Here is a 17,436-nt window from a genome sequence, read left to right as displayed (position 1 = left end):
TGAACTTCTTTGTGAACAGGAGTACAAATGCAGCAGCGGAAGCATTTAATGCTAAAATCAAAGCATTTAGGGCATCATTTAGAGGAGTAGTGGATATGAGCTTCTTCCTTTTTAGGCTAGCAAAGGTATATGCATGAAGGGAATTGACTAAACTTAATCCCCCAAGAATTACAACTGAGCCATAATATGAACAGAACATAAAAATACCGCTACTCAAAGCATATTCGACTTTGGTAGCGGTATTTTTTTTATAGTGTAACTGCTAATCCGTTAGAACTTGAAGAAGTTCTTAGCATTGTTGTAGCTGATATCTTCAATCATTTGGTTTACGCGTTCCATTTCAGATGTAGGGATTTCTCCGTTCTCTACATCGCGTCCTACCAAGTTACATAATGTACGGCGGAAATATTCATGACGCGGGTAGGATAGGAAAGAACGAGAGTCTGTCAACATACCTACAAAGCGGCTTAGGAGACCAAGCACAGACAAGGCGTTCATTTGTTTTTCCATACCATCCTTTTGATCGAGGAACCACCATCCCGAACCAAACTGAATTTTTCCCGGGATAGAACCATCTTGGAAGTTGCCCAACATAGTTGCAATCACTTCATTTGCGCATGGGTTCAGGTTATAAAGGATTGTTTTAGTCAATTTGCCATTGGTATTCAGACGGTCAAGGAATTTAGCCATTGCTTTGGCTGTGGTGAATTCACCGATAGAGTCGAAACCGGTGTCAGCGCCCAGTAATTTGAACATCTTGGTGTTGTTATTGCGGATAGCGCCGTAGTGGAACTGTTGAGTCCATCCTTTTTCCCAGTCCATTTCACCGAAGATAACAAGCATGGCTGATTTGAATTTCAGAATTTCTTCTTTGGTCAATTCTGTACCGCCATATACCTTATTAAATATAGCCTTGATTTCAGCATCGGTATAATCTTCTGCGTAGAATTCTTCAATACCGTGGTCAGACAAACGGCAACCTTGTTCTGCGAAGAAGTTGTGACGTTTGCGTAAAGCAGCGATCATATCATCAAAATTGGAGATAGTAACACCGCTAACTTCTGCCAGCTTTTCTACATAACTACGGAAATCAGCAGGGACTTCTACAGCCATAGCCTTATCAGGACGCCAAGTTGGCAACATCTTGATTTCAAATCCGCTTTCACGTGTTTTGATGTGATATTCCAGTGAATCGATAGGATCATCCGTAGTACAAACTACCTCTACGTGATAGCGACGCATCATTCCACGAGCTGAATATTCAGGTTGAGACAGCTTTTCGTTACATTCATCGTAAATTTCGCGTGCTGTTTGCGGATTCAATATTTTATTGATACCAAATGCAGTTTTCAATTCGAGGTGAGTCCAGTGGTACAGTGGATTACGGAAAGTATAAGGAACTGTTTCCGCCCATTTTTCGAATTTTTCCCAGTCTGTGGTATCTTTTCCTGTGCAGAAACGTTCATCTACGCCGTTTGTACGCATTGCACGCCATTTGTAGTGGTCACCGCCCAACCAGATTTCAGTCAGTGATTTAAACTTGTAGTCGTCAGCTACCATTTGAGGAATGAGATGACAGTGATAGTCGATGATCGGCATTTTAGCCGCATGCTCGTGATACAACTTTTGCGCGGTTTCTGTTTGCAGCAAGAAGTTTTCGTCCATGAAGTTCTTCATTATTACTGTGTTTTAAGTATATAAAATTATTACTTTCTGTATTTATACCTATATCGTATTGATTTTAAAGCTAATAGGCGTAAATCTCGTTTTAGTTTTATTAACCGTTATCGAACACAAAAATAGAAAATTTACTTGGAGTAACAAAATAATTCGTATATTTGCAGCGATTATTTATAATATTTAAGTTTTAGCACTATGGAGGACCAGAACTATACCATTAAAGACATAGCCCGTATGGCCGGTGTTTCCGCCGGAACGGTGGATAGGGTGTTGCACAATCGTGGCGACGTGTCTCCCAAAAGCAAAGCTAAAGTACAAAAGGTACTGGATGAGATTCATTATCAACCCAATGTGTTTGCTATCGGTTTGGCTGCTAAAAAGAAATATTCTTTCCTCTGCCTGATACCTTATTATATAGAACATGACTATTGGCATTCGGTAGTCGGGGGGATTGAGCGTGCCCGGCAAGAGTTGCGTCCTTTTAATGTGGGTATAGATTATCTGTGTTACCATCATGGAGATGAGAAAAGTTATCAGGAAGCCTGCCTTGCTATAAAAGAAAAGAATGTAGACGCAGTGTTGATTTCTCCGAATTTCCGGGAAGAGACGCTGGCGCTGACAGCTTATCTGCAGGAAAATAAGATAGCTTATGCTTTTGTTGATTTCAATATGGAAGAAGCGAGAGCCTTGACGTATATTGGGCAGGATTCCTATAAGAGCGGATATATTGCAGCAAAAATATTGATGCGCAACTATTCGGCGGGAGAAGGTCAGGAGTTAGTCTTGTTTTTAAGTAATAATAAAGATAATCCGGCTGAAATACAGATGCAACGTCGTTTGGACGGTTTTATGAGTTACATAGCCGAGGAATATAACAACCTGGTAATCCATGAGGTTATACTCAATAAATCCGATCAGGAAAGTAATCAACAGACATTAGATGAGTTTTTCCGGGCACATCCGAAGGCTGCGCTGGGAGTTGTATTTAATTCCAGGGTGTATCAGTTGGGAGAGTATCTCCGTCATGCGGGACGTAGCATGAAAGGGCTGATAGGATATGACCTTCTGAAAGCAAATGTAGAGTTGCTAAAATCAGGTGATGTGCATTATTTAATCGGGCAACGTCCGGGATTGCAAGGGTATTGCGGGGTGAAGGCTTTGTGCGACCATGTTGTGTTTAAGAAGTCTGTTGAACCTGTAAAGTATATGCCTATCGACATCCTGATTAAGGAGAATATTGATTTTTATTTTGAATTTGTATAATATCAACTTTATAAATTACAACTAACATGAAAGCATTAAACAAAGAAACTGCTCCTAAAACACAACGTCCGGAGCGTATTATCCAATTTGGCGAAGGTAACTTCTTGCGTGCATTTGTTGATTGGATTATTTACAACATGAACCAGAAAACCGACTTCAACAGCAGCGTAGTAGTGGTTCAACCCATTGATAAAGGTATGGTCGATATGCTGAATGCACAAGACGATCTTTATCATGTTAATCTTCAAGGATTGGATAAAGGCGAAGTTGTTAACAGCTTGACAATGATCGATGTAATCAGTCGTGCACTGAATCCATATTCTCAAAATGACGAGTTCATGAAATTGGCAGAGCAACCTGAAATGCGTTTTGTTATTTCAAACACTACAGAGGCTGGTATCGCTTTTGATCCGTCTTGCAAACTTGAAGATGCTCCTGCTTCATCTTATCCGGGTAAACTGACTCAATTGCTGTATCATCGTTTCAAAACATTCAATGGTGATAAGACAAAAGGTTTGATTATTTTCCCTTGCGAACTTATTTTCCTGAATGGACATAAGTTGAAAGAAACTATTTATCAATATATTGAATTATGGAACCTGGGTAATGAGTTTAAAACTTGGTTTGAAGAAGCTTGTGGCGTATATGCGACATTGGTAGACCGTATTGTTCCGGGATTCCCGCGCAAAGATATTGCTGCTATCAAAGAAAAACTGCAATACGATGATAACTTGGTTGTTCAGGCTGAAATCTTCCATCTGTGGGTGATTGAAGCTCCGCAGGAAGTTGCCAAAGAGTTCCCGGCTGATAAGGCAGGACTGAATGTGTTGTTTGTTCCTTCGGAAGCTCCTTACCACGAACGTAAGGTAACTCTGTTGAATGGTCCGCACACAGTTCTTTCTCCGGTTGCTTATCTTTCTGGTGTGAATATTGTGCGTGAAGCTTGTGAACATGAGGTTATTGGTAAATATATCCACAAAGTAATGTTTGATGAATTGATGGAAACATTGAATTTACCGAAAGATGAGTTGGAGAAATTTGCCAATGATGTATTGGAACGTTTCAACAATCCATTCGTAGATCATGCAGTGACAAGCATTATGCTGAATTCTTTCCCAAAATATGAAACTCGTGATTTACCGGGATTGAAGACTTATCTCGAACGTAAGGGCGAACTTCCTAAAGGCCTGGTACTTGGTTTGGCCGCTATCATTACTTATTATAAAGGTGGTGTACGTGCTGACGGCGCTGAAATTGTACCAAATGATGCTCCTGAAATCATGAACCTGCTGAAAGAACTTTGGGCAACCGGTTGTACAAAGAAAGTAACCGAAGGTGTACTGGCTGCTGACTTTATCTGGGGAGAAGATTTGAATAAGATCCCGGGATTGGCAGAAGCTGTAAAAGCAAACTTGGATTCTATCCAGGAAAAGGGAATGCTTGAAACTGTGAAAGGTATTCTGTAATTAGAAGACCGGATATAAAAAAACGCCACTTGTTCAGAGAACAGTGGCATTTTTTATATTGTCAGGTGATTATTCTTGTTCAGCCGCATGCAAGATAAATGTAGTAGCTCCGATAGTCACAATAGCGCCATCCTCAATGCGTACACGATCTTTATCCCCTAGGATTTCATTCATGAGGAAAGTACCTGTCAGGCTGGGAGCATCCCGTAATGTATAAACAAGTTTTCCTTGCTTATTGCGTTTGATATTGATGATACAATGGCGTCGATCCATGCTCATATCGCCACTTTCAATGGGCGTATTGATAGAAGTTCCCACACAACGGCGGCCTATGACATTGTCACCTTCTTGTAAGGGCAATATCTGTTTATAACCGAATACATTTTCGATAACAGTGATATATCCGAATTCTTCTTTATGGGATTCAGCTTCTTCTTCCAGGTTTTCTTCCTTTCTAAGAGCCTTTACTTTGCTCTTTCCAAGCCGGATGCTGAATTGTTTGCCGCAATGCTCACATTCAAATACCAGTGATTGGCCTTCGCTATACTTGGTTTCATCAAAAAAAAGGTAATTCTCACATTTAGGACAAAGAACTCGTTTCATGCTTTTAAAAAGGGATTTTTATTTAGCCAGTAACCAGGCATTCTTATAAGTTTCGTTTTTTCTTAGCTCAAGTAATTGCTTGGTCGCTTCATTACGGTTGTCGAATGAACTGATGCTGACACGTACTTTTCCATCCATGTTCAGCGCTTTTGCATTAGCAAACCCTTTTGATTTTAATTGAGTTGCTATGGCTTCTGCATCTTTCAGGCTGATTCCTCCTGCCACTATGATATGGAAAGGATGATTGGCACTTTCTGGAGATTTAACCGCAGGGGCAGTAGCTGCCGTTTCCTGTTTGGCCACTTTCACTTCTCTAACTGCGATTGGCTTGGAAGTCTTATCCGCTGTATTCTTTTTAGTGGATGAAGTCTTCGTTGAAGAAGAAGTTGAAGCAGTAGCGGAAAGCTTCTTAGCTTGTTGCATTGCCTCACTCTTAACATACACAGGAGTTACTACAACCGATTGCTTTTCTATTTGCTCAAAAAGCTCACTGGGTAATAATTGTGCATAATTGTTTTTTTGAACGTCTGTATTCTCTACCGGAGTTGAAAAGGCAAAGAACAATACGATGGCAGCAATCATTGCTGCAGCATTGCGAAGATACGCACGATTGATACTAATTTCAAAAGTCTTCTTTTCCTTCTCCGGATGAGCCGGTATCCATACTTTTTCTTTCTGTTGCAGAACGGAAAGTTCATGCATTTCGAAGGAGTCGAGACCGTATAATGAAGGAGTCGTTATCTTATAGTCATAAGGAACAAACTCATAGTTACCATAAATGTTATAGTGAATCTCGCCTATATTATCCAAATGGGCTTTTCCTTCTTCATGAAGGAGACCGATGAATTCGTTTACTTCCTTTTCTACTATGCGGCTAGCGTCAGCAAAACTCGTGTCATACGCTGACATATAAGATTGCACCAATACGCCGTCATTCAGTTTTAATTGAGGATTAAAGCCGATTGTGCGGGTAGGAGGTAAAAATATATTTTCTTCCTTTACGCGGGTTGCAGGCGAGTAATGCGCTACAAAACCGCCAAACCCCGGAACAATGACGCAATCGTTTTCCAGTAGTAAAGTCTCTATATGTTGTGCCAATTCGATCATGTCTGCAAAATTACGAGATAAATTGAATATATCCCAGAAAACTTCGAAAAATTCACTACTTTTGCATCGTTTTATTTATCACTATCAATAATGAACTATATACAGACGGAAATAGACGGAGTATGGCTGATAGAGCCTAAAGTTTTCTCCGATGAACGGGGCTATTTTATGGAAGCCTATAAGAAAGAAGAGTTTGATGCCAATATTGGTCCCGTAGATTTTATACAGGACAACGAGTCGAAATCATCTTTTGGCGTGTTACGCGGATTGCACTATCAGAAAGGAGAATACAGTCAGGCGAAACTGGTTCGTGTTCTTAAAGGAAAAGTGCTGGACGTTGCCGTTGATTTGCGTAAATCATCGCCTACGTTTGGAAAGCACGTCTGCGTGTTGCTTAGTGAGGAAAACAAGAGACAATTTTTCATTCCCCGTGGTTTTGCTCATGGCTTTGCAGTCTTGAGCGAAGAAGCCGTTTTTACGTATAAGGTAGATAACAAGTATGCTCCGCAGGCGGAAGCTTTTATTTTGTATAATGATGAAACGTTGGGGATAGACTGGCCGTTGGCAGATTCGCAAATGGTATTATCGGCGAAAGACAGAGAGGGAACTGCCTTTAAAGATGCCGCTTATTTTGAATGAATTTCTAAACAAACAATAGATTAAGTATGAAAATTGCAATCGTGGGAACAGGGTATGTGGGGCTGGTATCAGGTACATGCTTTGCCGAAATTGGCGTGAATGTAACGTGCGTAGACACGAATAAAGAGAAAATCGAATCTTTGCAAAAGGGGAATATTCCGATTTATGAGAATGGATTGGAAGAGATGGTGCTCCGTAATATGAAAGCAAAGCGATTGAAGTTTACAACCTCATTAGAAAGCTGTCTGGACGACGTGGAAGTTATATTCAGTGCGGTTGGCACCCCTCCGGATGAAGACGGAAGCGCTGATTTGAAATACGTGTTGGAGGTGGCCCGTACCATTGGTCGCAATATGAAACAATATAAACTGGTAGTTACCAAAAGTACCGTTCCGGTGGGTACTGCCAGTAAAGTCCGCGCGGTTATTCAGGAAGAATTGGATAAGAGAGGCGTGAAAGTTGATTTTGACGTGGCTTCTAATCCGGAATTCCTGAAAGAAGGAAATGCGATCAGTGACTTTATGAGTCCGGACCGTGTGGTAGTGGGAGTGGAGTCGGCACGTGCGGAAAAATTGATGTCCAAACTATACAAGCCATTCTTATTGAATAATTTCCGTGTGATTTTCATGGATATTCCATCTGCAGAAATGACTAAATATGCGGCAAACTCGATGTTGGCAACCCGTATCAGTTTTATGAATGATATCGCAAACTTATGCGAAATCGTTGGCGCGGATGTGAACATGGTACGTAGCGGAATAGGTTCGGACACCCGTATTGGACGTAAGTTCCTGTATCCGGGCATCGGATATGGTGGTTCCTGTTTTCCTAAAGACGTGAAAGCATTGATTAAGACTGCGGAACAGAACGGTTATAGTATGCGGGTGCTTAGTGCTGTGGAAGAAGTGAACGAACAACAGAAAAGCGTCCTGTTTGAGAAGCTAAAGAAACAGTTTAATGGTGATTTGCAAGGTAAGACTGTTGCTTTGTGGGGGCTGGCATTTAAACCGGAAACGGATGACATGCGTGAGGCTCCGGCATTAGTCCTGATCGATAAATTGCTGGAAGCTGGTTGTCGGGTGCGTGCATACGATCCGGCTGCTGTGCAAGAGTGCAAGCGTAGAATTGGAGAAAAAATCTATTATGCTTGTGATATGTACGATGCAGTGCTGGATGCTGATGTATTGATGCTGGTTACCGAATGGAAAGAATTCCGTCTGCCCTCATGGGCCGTTATCAAGAAGACGATGGCCCAGCAGATTGTGTTGGACGGACGTAATATATATGATAAAAAAGAGATGGAAGAGCTCGGATTTGTTTACCATTGTATTGGTAAATAAAAAAATAGGAGTATCTTTATACAAAACTAAGATAGATGATGAAAAATGTGGCTGTATCGTTAATGGCAATCCTTTTCGCGGCATGTAGCGGCAATAAGAGTCCCCATTCTCTTCAACAGGAGAAAGAGGATCTTAGCGCAAAAGAGTTACTGCAGGGAATTTGGCTGGACGATGAAACGGAGAGCCCGTTGATGCGTGTGGAAGGAGATACCATCTACTATGCAGACGCACAAAGTACTCCCATTGCATTTAAAATAATGCGGGACATTCTTTACACTTATGGAAATGATACCACTTATTACAAGATTGATAAGCAGGGAGAACATATATTTTGGTTTCATTCCATTACGGATAATGTAATAAAACTGCATAAATCCGAAGACCTCAATGATTCTATCTATTTTGTCCGTCAGGAACTTGTGGTTCCGACTTATACGGAAGTAACCAAACGCGATAGTGTAGTGACTTACAACGGCACTCGCTATCGTGCATACGTATATATCAATCCATCTAAAATGAGAGTCATCAAGACGACTTATTCCGAAGACGGGATTAGTATGGATAATGTGTACTATGATAATGTGATGCACATCTGTGTGTATGAAGGTAAAAAGAGCCTGTTTGCCAGCGATATAACCAAACAGATGTTCGACAAAGTGGTTCCTGCGGATTTCCTGGCGCAATCAATCCTGTCAGATACAAAGTTTGTGAAAGTAAACCGGAATGGTTTTCATTATCAAGCTGTTTTAGCCATTCCGGAAACTTCCATATATAGCGTTGTAAATATGGAAGTGAGCTTTAAAGGCGATTTGGAGATTACTTCATCCAAATAAGGACTCTACATTCTATTCAAATAGAAATCAGGTTTCTCAAAATAAGAAATACAGATTCTATCCAAACAAAGAATTACAGATTTTATTTTTGCCTGGGTGCAGGGTAGTTGCTTTTCTTCCCTCCGTTGTTTCTTTTTCCCCGGAAATCTTTTCTTTTAGAGAAATTCCCGTTCCTGTTTTTGTTGAACGAACGCGGTTTGTATTCCGGAGCCTCTCCCAATCCTTCAGGGATAGGAATCTTATAAATCTCTTTCTCCAGAAAATTCTCAATGCTTTTGAAGTTACTCTGTTCCTTTTCGTTAATAAACGTAAGTGCCACCCCGTCATTGTTGGCACGTGCTGTACGGCCGATGCGGTGCACGTAGTCCTCGCTGTCGTGAGGCACGTCGAAGTTGATAACCAGGCGGATATCATCGATGTCGATACCACGTGCAACGATGTCCGTAGCTACCAATATATTGATTCGTCCGGCTTTAAACTCATGCATAACCGTTTCCCGTTGAGCCTGTTCCAAGTCCGAATGCATTTCACCTACGTTCAGCTTCATTGATTTCAACGCCTTGGCAACTTCTTTAACCTTAATTTTGGAAGAAGCAAAGACAATCACACGTTCCGGAACCTCATCCATAAAAAGACTGCGTATGATGCCCAACTTTTGATTTTCATAGCAGACGTATGCCGCCTGAATAATCTTTTCCGCAGGTTTGGAAACAGCGAGCTTTATTTCTGACGGATCGTTTAAGATCGTATTTGCCAATTGCTGTATCTTTGCCGGCATTGTTGCTGAAAACATGATAGTCTGTCGTTCCTTCGGCAGATATTTGGCTATTTGCATGATATCTTCGTAGATCCCATGTCGAGCATTCGGTCTGCTTCATCCAAAATAAAATAAGAAACCTTGGAAAGATCTACATATCCAAGGCTTAAATGGGCGATCAGGCGTCCGGGAGTAGCAATGACAACATCAGCTCCCAATGTGAGTCCCTTTTTCTGTTGTTCGAACAATATTCCGTCATTTCCGCCATATACGGCAACGCTCGATACCGGCATGAAATAGGAAAATCCTTCCATTTGCTGGTCGATCTGTTGGGCCAATTCCCGGGTAGGAGACATGATGACACAATTAATCGCATCCTCCGGATGTTTACCTTCAGATAATTTGTTCAATACAGGAAGCAGAAACGCGGCTGTTTTACCTGTCCCTGTCTGTGCTACTGCGATCAAATCTTTACCCTCAAGTATGATTGGAATTGCTTGTTCTTGTATAGGCGTACATTCGTCAAATCGCATGGCATCAAGCGCCTCAAGCACATTTGCATTTAATTGTAGTTCGGAAAACTTCATTCTTTTATTTTATTTGTCAGCAAAGATAATCTATTTTTTGGTCTAATTACATATTCAAGTAAGAATCTTTGAATCCGAGGAAATAGAGCACTCCATCCAGTCCGATAGTGTTGATTGATTGCTTGGCATTGGCCACCACTTTGGGCTTGGCGTGGAAGGCGATTCCTAGTCCGGCAACTCCCAGCATAGGAAGATCGTTGGCTCCGTCTCCTACGGCGATGGTCTGTGCAATATCCACCTTTTCCACTTGTGCAATGAGGCGGAGCAGTTCGGCTTTTCGTTTTCCGTCTACTACATCCCCCAGATAACGTCCGGTCAGTTTGCCGTCGATGATTTCCAGTTCGTTGGCATAGACATAATCTATACCGTATTTCTTTTGCAGGTACTGGCCGAAATAAGTGAATCCTCCCGAAAGGATAGCGATCTTGTAACCGTACTTCTTCAATACATACATCAGTCGCTCTACACCCTCTGTGATAGGCAAGTTCTCGGCTATTTCCTGCATTACCGATTCGTCCAACCCCTTTAATAAGGCTACGCGACGGGTAAAGCTCTCTGTAAAGTCTATTTCTCCACGCATGGCGCTTTCCGTGATGGCTTTCACTTCGTCGCCTACACCGGCACGGATAGCCAGTTCGTCAATCACTTCTGTCTCGATTAAGGTAGAGTCCATATCAAAACAAATCAGGCGGCGCATACGGCGGTACATATTATCCTGTTGGAAAGAAAAGTCCATTTCCAGTTCGCTGGCCAGCTTCATCAGCTTCTCCTGCATGGCAATGCGGTCTTTCGGAGTACCTCTTACTGAAAATTCGATGCAAGCCCGGGTGCGTGTATCAGTCTGACATTCATCCAACGGGATACGACCTGTTAGACGCTTGATAGCGTCGATATTCATGCCCTGTTCGGCTAATATGCTTGTAGCGGCAGAAATCTGGCGGGCGGAAAGTTTGCGTCCCAATACTGTCAGGATATAGCGGTTTTTTCCTTGCATGCCTACCCAGTTGTCATATTGTTCGGTGGTGATAGGTTCAAATCGGATGGTCACTCCCAATGAAGAAGCTTTGAACAGGAGTTCCTTCATAATGAATCCGGAGTGTCTTTCTTCGCTCTTGAACAGAATTCCCAACGATAATGTATTATGAATATCTGCCTGGCCGATGTCAAGGATCGTAGCATCATATTTGGCAAGGATTTCAGTCACAGAAGCAGTCAGTCCCGGACGATCTTCGCCGGTAACTCGAATCAGAATCAATTCAGTATTTGATGGTTGCATAAAAAATAGACTTTAACTCTGCAAAAGTAGAGAAAAAAGTTCGTTTTTATGCTAAATAACATAAAAAGTTATACCCAAAAAGTGAGATTTTTGCTTATTTGCTTGGAAGTTAATTTAATATTTACTTACCTTTGCACCCGGTTTCAAAAATAAAGGCTCTGATAATCAGCGGATTCCTCTTCGCCTGATGCCTGAAAAGACAACGTTTCGGGAAGAAACCACTGTTTAAGGACAGTCCCGGATAGTATTAACTAAAACCGAATTACATGAAGCATGTAAAATGGATTTTTGTTGTATTACTGATTTGTTCCTTGACCGCTTTCGTTGAGAAAGACAAACCTACCGGAGGTTTGAGTGAGGGCGACGTAGCCCCTGATTTTAAGATCGAATCTACGTCAAATGAGCAACCCGCCTTTAAGTTGGGAAATTTGAAAGGCAAATATGTGTTGCTAAGTTTTTGGGCAAGTTATGACGCGCAGTCCCGGATGCAAAACGTAAGTTTAAGCAATGCGCTTCGTTCTTCTCATAATGTGGAAATGGTTTCTGTTTCATTTGACGAATATCAGTCAATATTTAAGGAAACCGTTCGTAAGGATCAAATAGTTACGCCCACTTGTTTCGTGGAAACAGAAGGCGAGGATTCCGGATTATTTAAGAAATACCGTTTAAATCGGGGATTCACTAACTATTTATTGGATGGAAATGGTGTAATTATAGCCAAAAACATCTCTGCTGCAGATCTTTCTGCTTATGTAAAAGAAATCGGTTAACGATTTTAGGAATGTAAGGAGAAAGAGGGATTTTCCGGATCACCGTCAGGTGAAAACAATGGAGAATAGACAAAAGAGGAAATGGATACAACAAAAAAGTTCCGCCTACACTTGCATTAGCAGGAATAGGCGGAACTTCTTATTTTTATATCTTTCTTTCTGCGGTATATCCGAAACCTTGGGACAGTCTGCGGATCGAGTTCCTGAAGACTGCGGAAGGCTTGCAATCCTTTTATTTGTTGCTTTCTGGTTATTTGGGTGCTTTCTGATACAGGAAGAATGCGATACCTGCATAAAGGATATTGGGAATCCAGACTGCAATGGCAGGAGGCACATTTCCGTTTACAGCAAAGGTGGAAGTAATCGTTTGGAATAGGATATAAGAAAAACTTAATCCTAATCCGATACCCAAGTGGAGCCCCATACCACCTTTTGTTTTCCGGGATGAAAGCGATACACCGATGATGGTAAGGATGAAAGAAGCGAACGACATGGCAATTCGTTTGTGATATTCAATTTCAAACTCCTTGATATTGGCAAATCCTCTTCGCTTCTGTTTTGCGATATAATCGCTCAACTGGGGACTGGTCAACATTTCCTGCTGATTTTTCATGATAAGAAAGTCAGAAGGCTCCATGTTGATGATAGAGTCAATCCGGTCACCCTTGGTGATTTTTTCTTTTAAACCATCGAGCTCGCGTATCATATAGTCGTGAATTGTCCATTTATGAACGGTGGTGGTATCGTACGTGATGCGTCGTGCGGTCAGATGGGAAACCATCTTCTTGTCGACGAATTTATCCAATGAAAAACGGTTACCGGTTTTCATGGCGTTGTTATAGTTGTCAATGTAGGCTATAACCCCGCTGTCTACCTCTAACTGTACATTGCTTACCGAGTTTTGTTTCTTGGGTTTGATATACCGGTCTTCAAAGTTCAGACGCGTCACGCTTCCTTTAGGAATCACGTACGAACTTAGCGTGAAGGTGGTTAGCGCAATGATAGCGGCCGAAATCATATAAGGACGCATCATTCTCTTAAAGCTCATGCCGGTGGAGAACATAGCGATGATTTCAGAGTTCTCTGCCAGCTTGGAGGTAAAGAAAATAACAGCAATGAATACGAACAGCGGACTGAACAGATTGGAGAAATAGGGGATAAAGTTCATGTAGTATTCAAAGATGATCTTATCCCAGGGAGCTTCATGCTCCATCAATTTGTCCATCTTTTCGTTGAAATCGAATACCACTGCAATAGAAATGATCAATGCAATAGCAAATACGTATGTCCCCAAGAACTTCTTGATGATATACCAGTCCAGCCGTTTTATAAATCGATTGCTTTTCATTTCTTATAATCTAGTTGATACTCTTTTGACCATCATCGGCTTCCAGGTCGAGAAATCTCCGGCAATAATATGCTTTCTTGCTTCTCCTGCCAGCCACAGATAGAATGCCAGGTTGTGTATCGAGGCAATTTGCATGGCCAGTAGCTCTTGCGCATGGAAAAGATGGCGCAAATAAGCCTTGCTGTACAACGTATCTACGCTGGAAGCCCCGTCGGCTTCGATGGGAGAGAAGTCGGTTTCCCATTTCTTGTTTCGCATATTGATAATGCCATCTTTGGTGAACAACATGCCATTTCGTCCGTTTCGTGTAGGCATAACGCAGTCAAACATATCCACGCCACGCTCTATTCCTTCAAGAATATTGACAGGAGTTCCGACGCCCATCAGGTAACGAGGTTTGTCTTTGGGAAGTATTTCATTAACAATCTCGATCATTTCATACATCTTGTCTACCGGTTCGCCTACTGCCAAACCGCCAATAGCGTTCCCGTCGGCCCCTTTGGACGCGATAAACTCTGCTGATTGTTTGCGCAGGTCGGGATAGACACAACCTTGCACGATAGGAAAGAGAGCCTGATTGTAACCATATTTAGGTTCCGTCTCATTAAAACGTTGTATACAACGGTCGAGCCATCTGTGCGTCAAACCTAATGACTTTTTGGCATACTCATAATCCGAGTCACCGGGAGGACATTCGTCAAAAGCCATCATAATGTCTGCGCCGATGGTGCGTTCTATGTCCATCACCTTTTCCGGAGTGAAGACGTGCTTGCTTCCGTCGATATGCGAACGAAATTCGGCTCCTTCTTCCCGCAGCTTTCTGATTCCGGCCAAAGAGAATACCTGAAAACCACCGCTGTCAGTCAGCATCGGGCGGTCGAAACCGTTAAAACGGTGCAGTCCGCCTGCTTTCTCGATCACGTCCAGTCCCGGACGCAAATAGAGGTGATAGGTATTACCCAGAATAATCTGCGCCTGAATATCCTCTTTCAATTCGGTCAGATGTACTCCCTTAACCGTGCCCAGTGTGCCCACCGGCATAAAGATCGGTGTTTGTATCTGCCCGTGGTCTGTGGTAATCAGACCCGCACGGGCATTACTTTTAGTGTCTGTATATTGTAACTCAAATGTCATTCCTGGCTGGGTTTCTTAACAGATAAATCAATAGCATCCGCCACTTTCTCATTGGTCAGCGCAATGGCAAATACCTCTTTTATATCGTTTACATAGTGGAAAGTCAGTCCTTTCAGATAAATCTCCTGAATCTCATCTATGTTCTTTTTGTTTTCGGCACTCATGATGATTTCCTTGATTCCGGCACGCTTGGCTGCCAATATCTTCTCTTTGATGCCACCCACGGGAAGCACTTTGCCGCGAAGGGTAATTTCGCCTGTCATGGCAATGTTGGCTTTCACTTTTCTTTGAGTCAGGGCAGAAGCCAGAGAAGTAGCCATCGTGATACCTGCCGACGGACCGTCTTTCGGAATTGCGCCTTCGGGAACGTGGATATGGATATTCCAGTTGTCGAAGATTTCTTCGTCCAGATTCAGGATAGAAGCGTGTGCCTTGATATATTCAAGTGCCAGCATGGCAGATTCTTTCATCACATCTCCCAGGTTACCGGTCAGTGTGAGACGTCCGCCCTTGCCACGGCTCAAGCTCGTTTCTACAAATAAGATTTCGCCTCCGACGGCTGTCCATGCCAATCCGGTGACTACGCCTGCGTAATCATTTCCCTGATACTTGTCACGTGTATATTCCGGTGCTCCCAGGAAGTCATACAAATCCGACGGTTTGATTTCTGTCTTGGCGAAATAACCGTCCGTAGCATATTGACGGGCTGATTTACGAAGGATTTTACCAATCTTCTTTTCCAGCTCACGAACGCCGCTCTCACGGGTATATGACTCGATGATAGCTTCCAACGTTTCTTTGGGAAGCTTGATAGCTGTCTTTTTAAGTCCGTTGGCTTCCAGCTCTTTGGGAAGCAGATGCTTACGGGCTATCTCTACTTTCTCTTCCGTGATATATCCGCTTACCTCAATCAATTCCATACGGTCGAGCAATGGGCCGGGGATTGTGTTCAGGTTGTTGGCTGTTGCTATAAACAATACCTTTGAGAGGTCGTAGTCTACATCCAGGAAGTTATCGTGGAAAGCAGTATTTTGTTCCGGATCAAGCACTTCCAGTAATGCGGAAGAGGGGTCGCCTTGACGGTCGCGCTGACCTTGTCTATTTCATCCAGGATAAAGACAGGATTGGATGCACCGGCTTTAATCAAGCTCTTGATGATTCGTCCGGGCATGGCGCCGATATAAGTTTTCCGATGTCCGCGGATTTCAGCTTCGTCATGTACGCCGCCCAAAGACATACGTACATACTTCCGTTTGAGCGCAGATGCAATGGATTTTCCAAGAGATGTTTTACCTACTCCCGGAGGGCCATATAAGCAGATAATCGGTGATTTCATATCACCTTTCAGCTTTAATACAGCCAAATGCTCCAAAATGCGTTCTTTCACTTTTTCCAGTCCGTAATGGTCTTTGTTCAACGTCTTTTCTGCGTTTTTAAGGTTCAGATTGTCAGTTGTATACGTACCCCACGGAAGATTGAGCATGGTTTGCAGATAGTTAAGCTGTACGCTGTAATCCGGAGATTGTGGATGGGTGCGTTCCAGTTTAGCCAGTTCTTTCATAAATGTTTCCCTGACTTCTGCGTTCCAACGCATTCTTTCTGCCTTTTGGCGCATTTCTTCTATTTCCTGCTCTTGGCCGCCGCCACCTAGTTCATCTTGGATAGTCTTGATTTGCTGTTGCAGGAAGTATTCGCGTTGCTGCTGGTCGATATCTTCACGGGCACGCATTTGGATGGATGCCTTGATTTCTGCCAGTTGCACTTCGCGGTTCAGGATTTCCAGTAAGTGATATGTGCGTTCACGTAATGAGTGGATGCTTAACAAGTCCATCTTCTCGTCTTTCTTGAACGGCAGGTTCGAGCAGATGAAATTGACTAGGAACATCGGACTGTTGATATTCTTAATAGCAAATGCCGAATCCTGATGCATCACATCTGACGATTTGATATATCTCATTGTCAAGTCCTTGCAGGTTTCCACCAAGGCTTGAAACTCTTTATCGTCTTTGCTTGGAATGTCTTCTTCCAAAAGTTCTATTTCACCTTTCAGATACGGATGGGTTTCGATAATGTTTATCAGGTTCAGACGTTTCATTCCTTGAAGGATGACAGTCGTTGTCTGATCGGGCATTTCCAATATCCGCACAATTCGTCCTACGGTACCGATATTGTGTAAATCTTCCAACTTCGGGTCCTCTGTATGTGCCGATCTCTGACATACTACGGCAATATCTTTATGCTTCTTGTCAGCGTCTCGTATGAGTTTCAGAGAAGACTTACGGCCCACTGTGATCGGCAGGAATACTCCAGGAAACAACACCATGTTACGTAGAGGGAGTACCGGAAGAATTTCACCAGATTTCACATTTACATCAAATGCCTGTTCATCGTTCCCATCATAGTCAGTGATTAGCGAGAAGCCGTTATCGCTTCCATCTTCCAATAAATATCTTTCTTTCATCTTTTCGTTTTATTTAGTTTATGTCATACTGATATGCATAAATCGTTTGCAAAGTTAATTGATTCTCTCTAATAATAAAGCACTGCGCAGAATAAAAACACAAAAACAATGCCAAAATATCGGCTTGTAGAGGGAGTATTCCATAATTATTATTTATTTTTGGCGATTTGCA

Annotated in this window: 12 protein-coding genes and 3 pseudogenes; 7 read left to right on the top strand and 8 right to left on the bottom strand. The window is 42.4% G+C overall.

The annotated features are described in order from the left end of the window. Positions 1-137 (top strand): annotated as a pseudogene (locus DXA05_RS19140) (transposase); the annotation flags it as partial. 133 nt (positions 138-270) lie between these two features. On the opposite strand, the gene uxaC reads toward DXA05_RS19140, so the two are convergent. Then, complete coding sequence (gene uxaC / locus DXA05_RS19135) at positions 271-1,677, bottom strand: glucuronate isomerase (RefSeq protein ID WP_128859503.1); 1,407 nt, start codon at positions 1,675-1,677, stop codon at positions 271-273. Between the two features lie 198 nt (positions 1,678-1,875). Between uxaC and DXA05_RS19130 the strand changes: the two genes are divergently transcribed. Together DXA05_RS19130 and DXA05_RS19125 are read left to right on the top strand one after the other, a co-directional pair. Then, positions 1,876-2,943, top strand: coding sequence for a substrate-binding domain-containing protein (locus DXA05_RS19130; protein WP_004316195.1), 1,068 nt, complete (start codon positions 1,876-1,878; stop codon positions 2,941-2,943). A gap of 26 nt (positions 2,944-2,969) precedes the next feature. Further along, positions 2,970-4,409, top strand: a complete 1,440-nt coding sequence (locus DXA05_RS19125) for a tagaturonate reductase (RefSeq protein WP_004316196.1) — start codon at positions 2,970-2,972, stop codon at positions 4,407-4,409. A 69-nt stretch (positions 4,410-4,478) separates the two neighbouring features. On the opposite strand, the gene DXA05_RS19120 is transcribed toward DXA05_RS19125, so the two are convergent. Next, a complete protein-coding gene (locus DXA05_RS19120; RefSeq protein WP_008640176.1) occupies positions 4,479-5,012 on the bottom strand; it encodes an FHA domain-containing protein in 534 nt (177 codons plus the stop codon). A gap of 18 nt (positions 5,013-5,030) precedes the next feature. Next, positions 5,031-6,119 carry an SPOR domain-containing protein gene (locus DXA05_RS19115; protein ID WP_049702748.1) on the bottom strand — a complete coding sequence of 363 codons (1,089 nt, stop codon included), beginning with the start codon at positions 6,117-6,119 and terminating at the stop codon, positions 5,031-5,033. A gap of 90 nt (positions 6,120-6,209) precedes the next feature. Here DXA05_RS19115 and rfbC point away from each other — a divergent pair, with 90 nt between their 5' ends. From rfbC to DXA05_RS19100, 3 genes are read left to right on the top strand one after another with little or no spacing between them, the layout of a single operon-like run. Further along, a complete protein-coding gene (rfbC, locus tag DXA05_RS19110; RefSeq protein ID WP_049702749.1) occupies positions 6,210-6,758 on the top strand; it encodes a dTDP-4-dehydrorhamnose 3,5-epimerase in 549 nt (182 codons plus the stop codon). Positions 6,759-6,784: 26 nt separating this feature from the next. Further along, complete coding sequence (locus DXA05_RS19105) at positions 6,785-8,098, top strand: UDP-glucose/GDP-mannose dehydrogenase family protein (protein WP_004315344.1); 1,314 nt, start codon at positions 6,785-6,787, stop codon at positions 8,096-8,098. A 35-nt stretch (positions 8,099-8,133) separates the two neighbouring features. Next, the gene (locus DXA05_RS19100) at positions 8,134-8,931 is read left to right on the top strand and encodes a DUF4738 domain-containing protein (protein ID WP_004315345.1); all 798 of its coding nucleotides are present in this window, start codon (positions 8,134-8,136) and stop codon (positions 8,929-8,931) included. Positions 8,932-9,013: 82 nt separating this feature from the next. Here DXA05_RS19100 and DXA05_RS19095 read toward each other — a convergent pair. Further along, positions 9,014-10,275 (bottom strand): annotated as a pseudogene (locus tag DXA05_RS19095) (DEAD/DEAH box helicase). Positions 10,276-10,321: 46 nt separating this feature from the next. Continuing rightward, positions 10,322-11,551: a phosphoserine phosphatase SerB gene (serB, locus tag DXA05_RS19090; RefSeq protein WP_008017556.1), complete on the bottom strand. Its 1,230-nt coding sequence runs from the start codon at positions 11,549-11,551 to the stop codon at positions 10,322-10,324. A gap of 266 nt (positions 11,552-11,817) precedes the next feature. Here serB and DXA05_RS19080 point away from each other — a divergent pair, with 266 nt between their 5' ends. Next, positions 11,818-12,321, top strand: a complete 504-nt coding sequence (locus DXA05_RS19080; RefSeq protein WP_004315348.1) for a thioredoxin family protein — start codon at positions 11,818-11,820, stop codon at positions 12,319-12,321. A gap of 250 nt (positions 12,322-12,571) precedes the next feature. On the opposite strand, the gene DXA05_RS19075 is transcribed toward DXA05_RS19080, so the two are convergent. The 3 genes and pseudogenes from DXA05_RS19075 to lon form a co-directional block, all read right to left on the bottom strand. Next, positions 12,572-13,669 (bottom strand): LptF/LptG family permease, encoded by a 1,098-nt coding sequence (locus DXA05_RS19075; protein WP_049702750.1) that lies wholly within the window; start codon positions 13,667-13,669, stop codon positions 12,572-12,574. 3 nt (positions 13,670-13,672) lie between these two features. Continuing rightward, complete coding sequence (gene tgt / locus DXA05_RS19070) at positions 13,673-14,803, bottom strand: tRNA guanosine(34) transglycosylase Tgt (protein WP_004315350.1); 1,131 nt, start codon at positions 14,801-14,803, stop codon at positions 13,673-13,675. Next, positions 14,800-17,264, bottom strand: a pseudogene (lon, locus tag DXA05_RS19065) (endopeptidase La). Before lon ends, tgt begins: the two are co-directional and overlap by 4 nt. Positions 17,265-17,436 lie beyond the last annotated feature (172 nt).

The sequence above is a fragment of the Bacteroides sp. AM54-2NS genome, from assembly GCF_003602935.1.
GTDB lineage: Bacteria > Bacteroidota > Bacteroidia > Bacteroidales > Bacteroidaceae > Bacteroides > Bacteroides xylanisolvens.
The sequence above is the reverse complement of the archived record's forward strand: the minus strand, read 5'-3'. Positions and strand labels throughout refer to the sequence as shown.

Excerpts from the sequence above, each read along its gene's own strand:
- DXA05_RS19075 (WP_049702750.1), bottom strand. The coding sequence starts at position 13,669 with ATGAAAAGCAATCGATTTATAAAACGGCTGGACTGGTATATCATCAAG.
- tgt (WP_004315350.1), bottom strand. The coding sequence starts at position 14,803 with ATGACATTTGAGTTACAATATACAGACACTAAAAGTAATGCCCGTGCG.
- uxaC (WP_128859503.1), bottom strand. The coding sequence starts at position 1,677 with ATGAAGAACTTCATGGACGAAAACTTCTTGCTGCAAACAGAAACCGCG.
- serB (WP_008017556.1), bottom strand. The coding sequence starts at position 11,551 with ATGCAACCATCAAATACTGAATTGATTCTGATTCGAGTTACCGGCGAA.
- DXA05_RS19100 (WP_004315345.1), top strand. The coding sequence starts at position 8,134 with ATGATGAAAAATGTGGCTGTATCGTTAATGGCAATCCTTTTCGCGGCA.
- rfbC (WP_049702749.1), top strand. The coding sequence starts at position 6,210 with ATGAACTATATACAGACGGAAATAGACGGAGTATGGCTGATAGAGCCT.
- DXA05_RS19105 (WP_004315344.1), top strand. The coding sequence starts at position 6,785 with ATGAAAATTGCAATCGTGGGAACAGGGTATGTGGGGCTGGTATCAGGT.
- DXA05_RS19120 (WP_008640176.1), bottom strand. The coding sequence starts at position 5,012 with ATGAAACGAGTTCTTTGTCCTAAATGTGAGAATTACCTTTTTTTTGAT.
- DXA05_RS19080 (WP_004315348.1), top strand. The coding sequence starts at position 11,818 with ATGAAGCATGTAAAATGGATTTTTGTTGTATTACTGATTTGTTCCTTG.
- DXA05_RS19115 (WP_049702748.1), bottom strand. The coding sequence starts at position 6,119 with ATGATCGAATTGGCACAACATATAGAGACTTTACTACTGGAAAACGAT.
- DXA05_RS19130 (WP_004316195.1), top strand. The coding sequence starts at position 1,876 with ATGGAGGACCAGAACTATACCATTAAAGACATAGCCCGTATGGCCGGT.
- DXA05_RS19125 (WP_004316196.1), top strand. The coding sequence starts at position 2,970 with ATGAAAGCATTAAACAAAGAAACTGCTCCTAAAACACAACGTCCGGAG.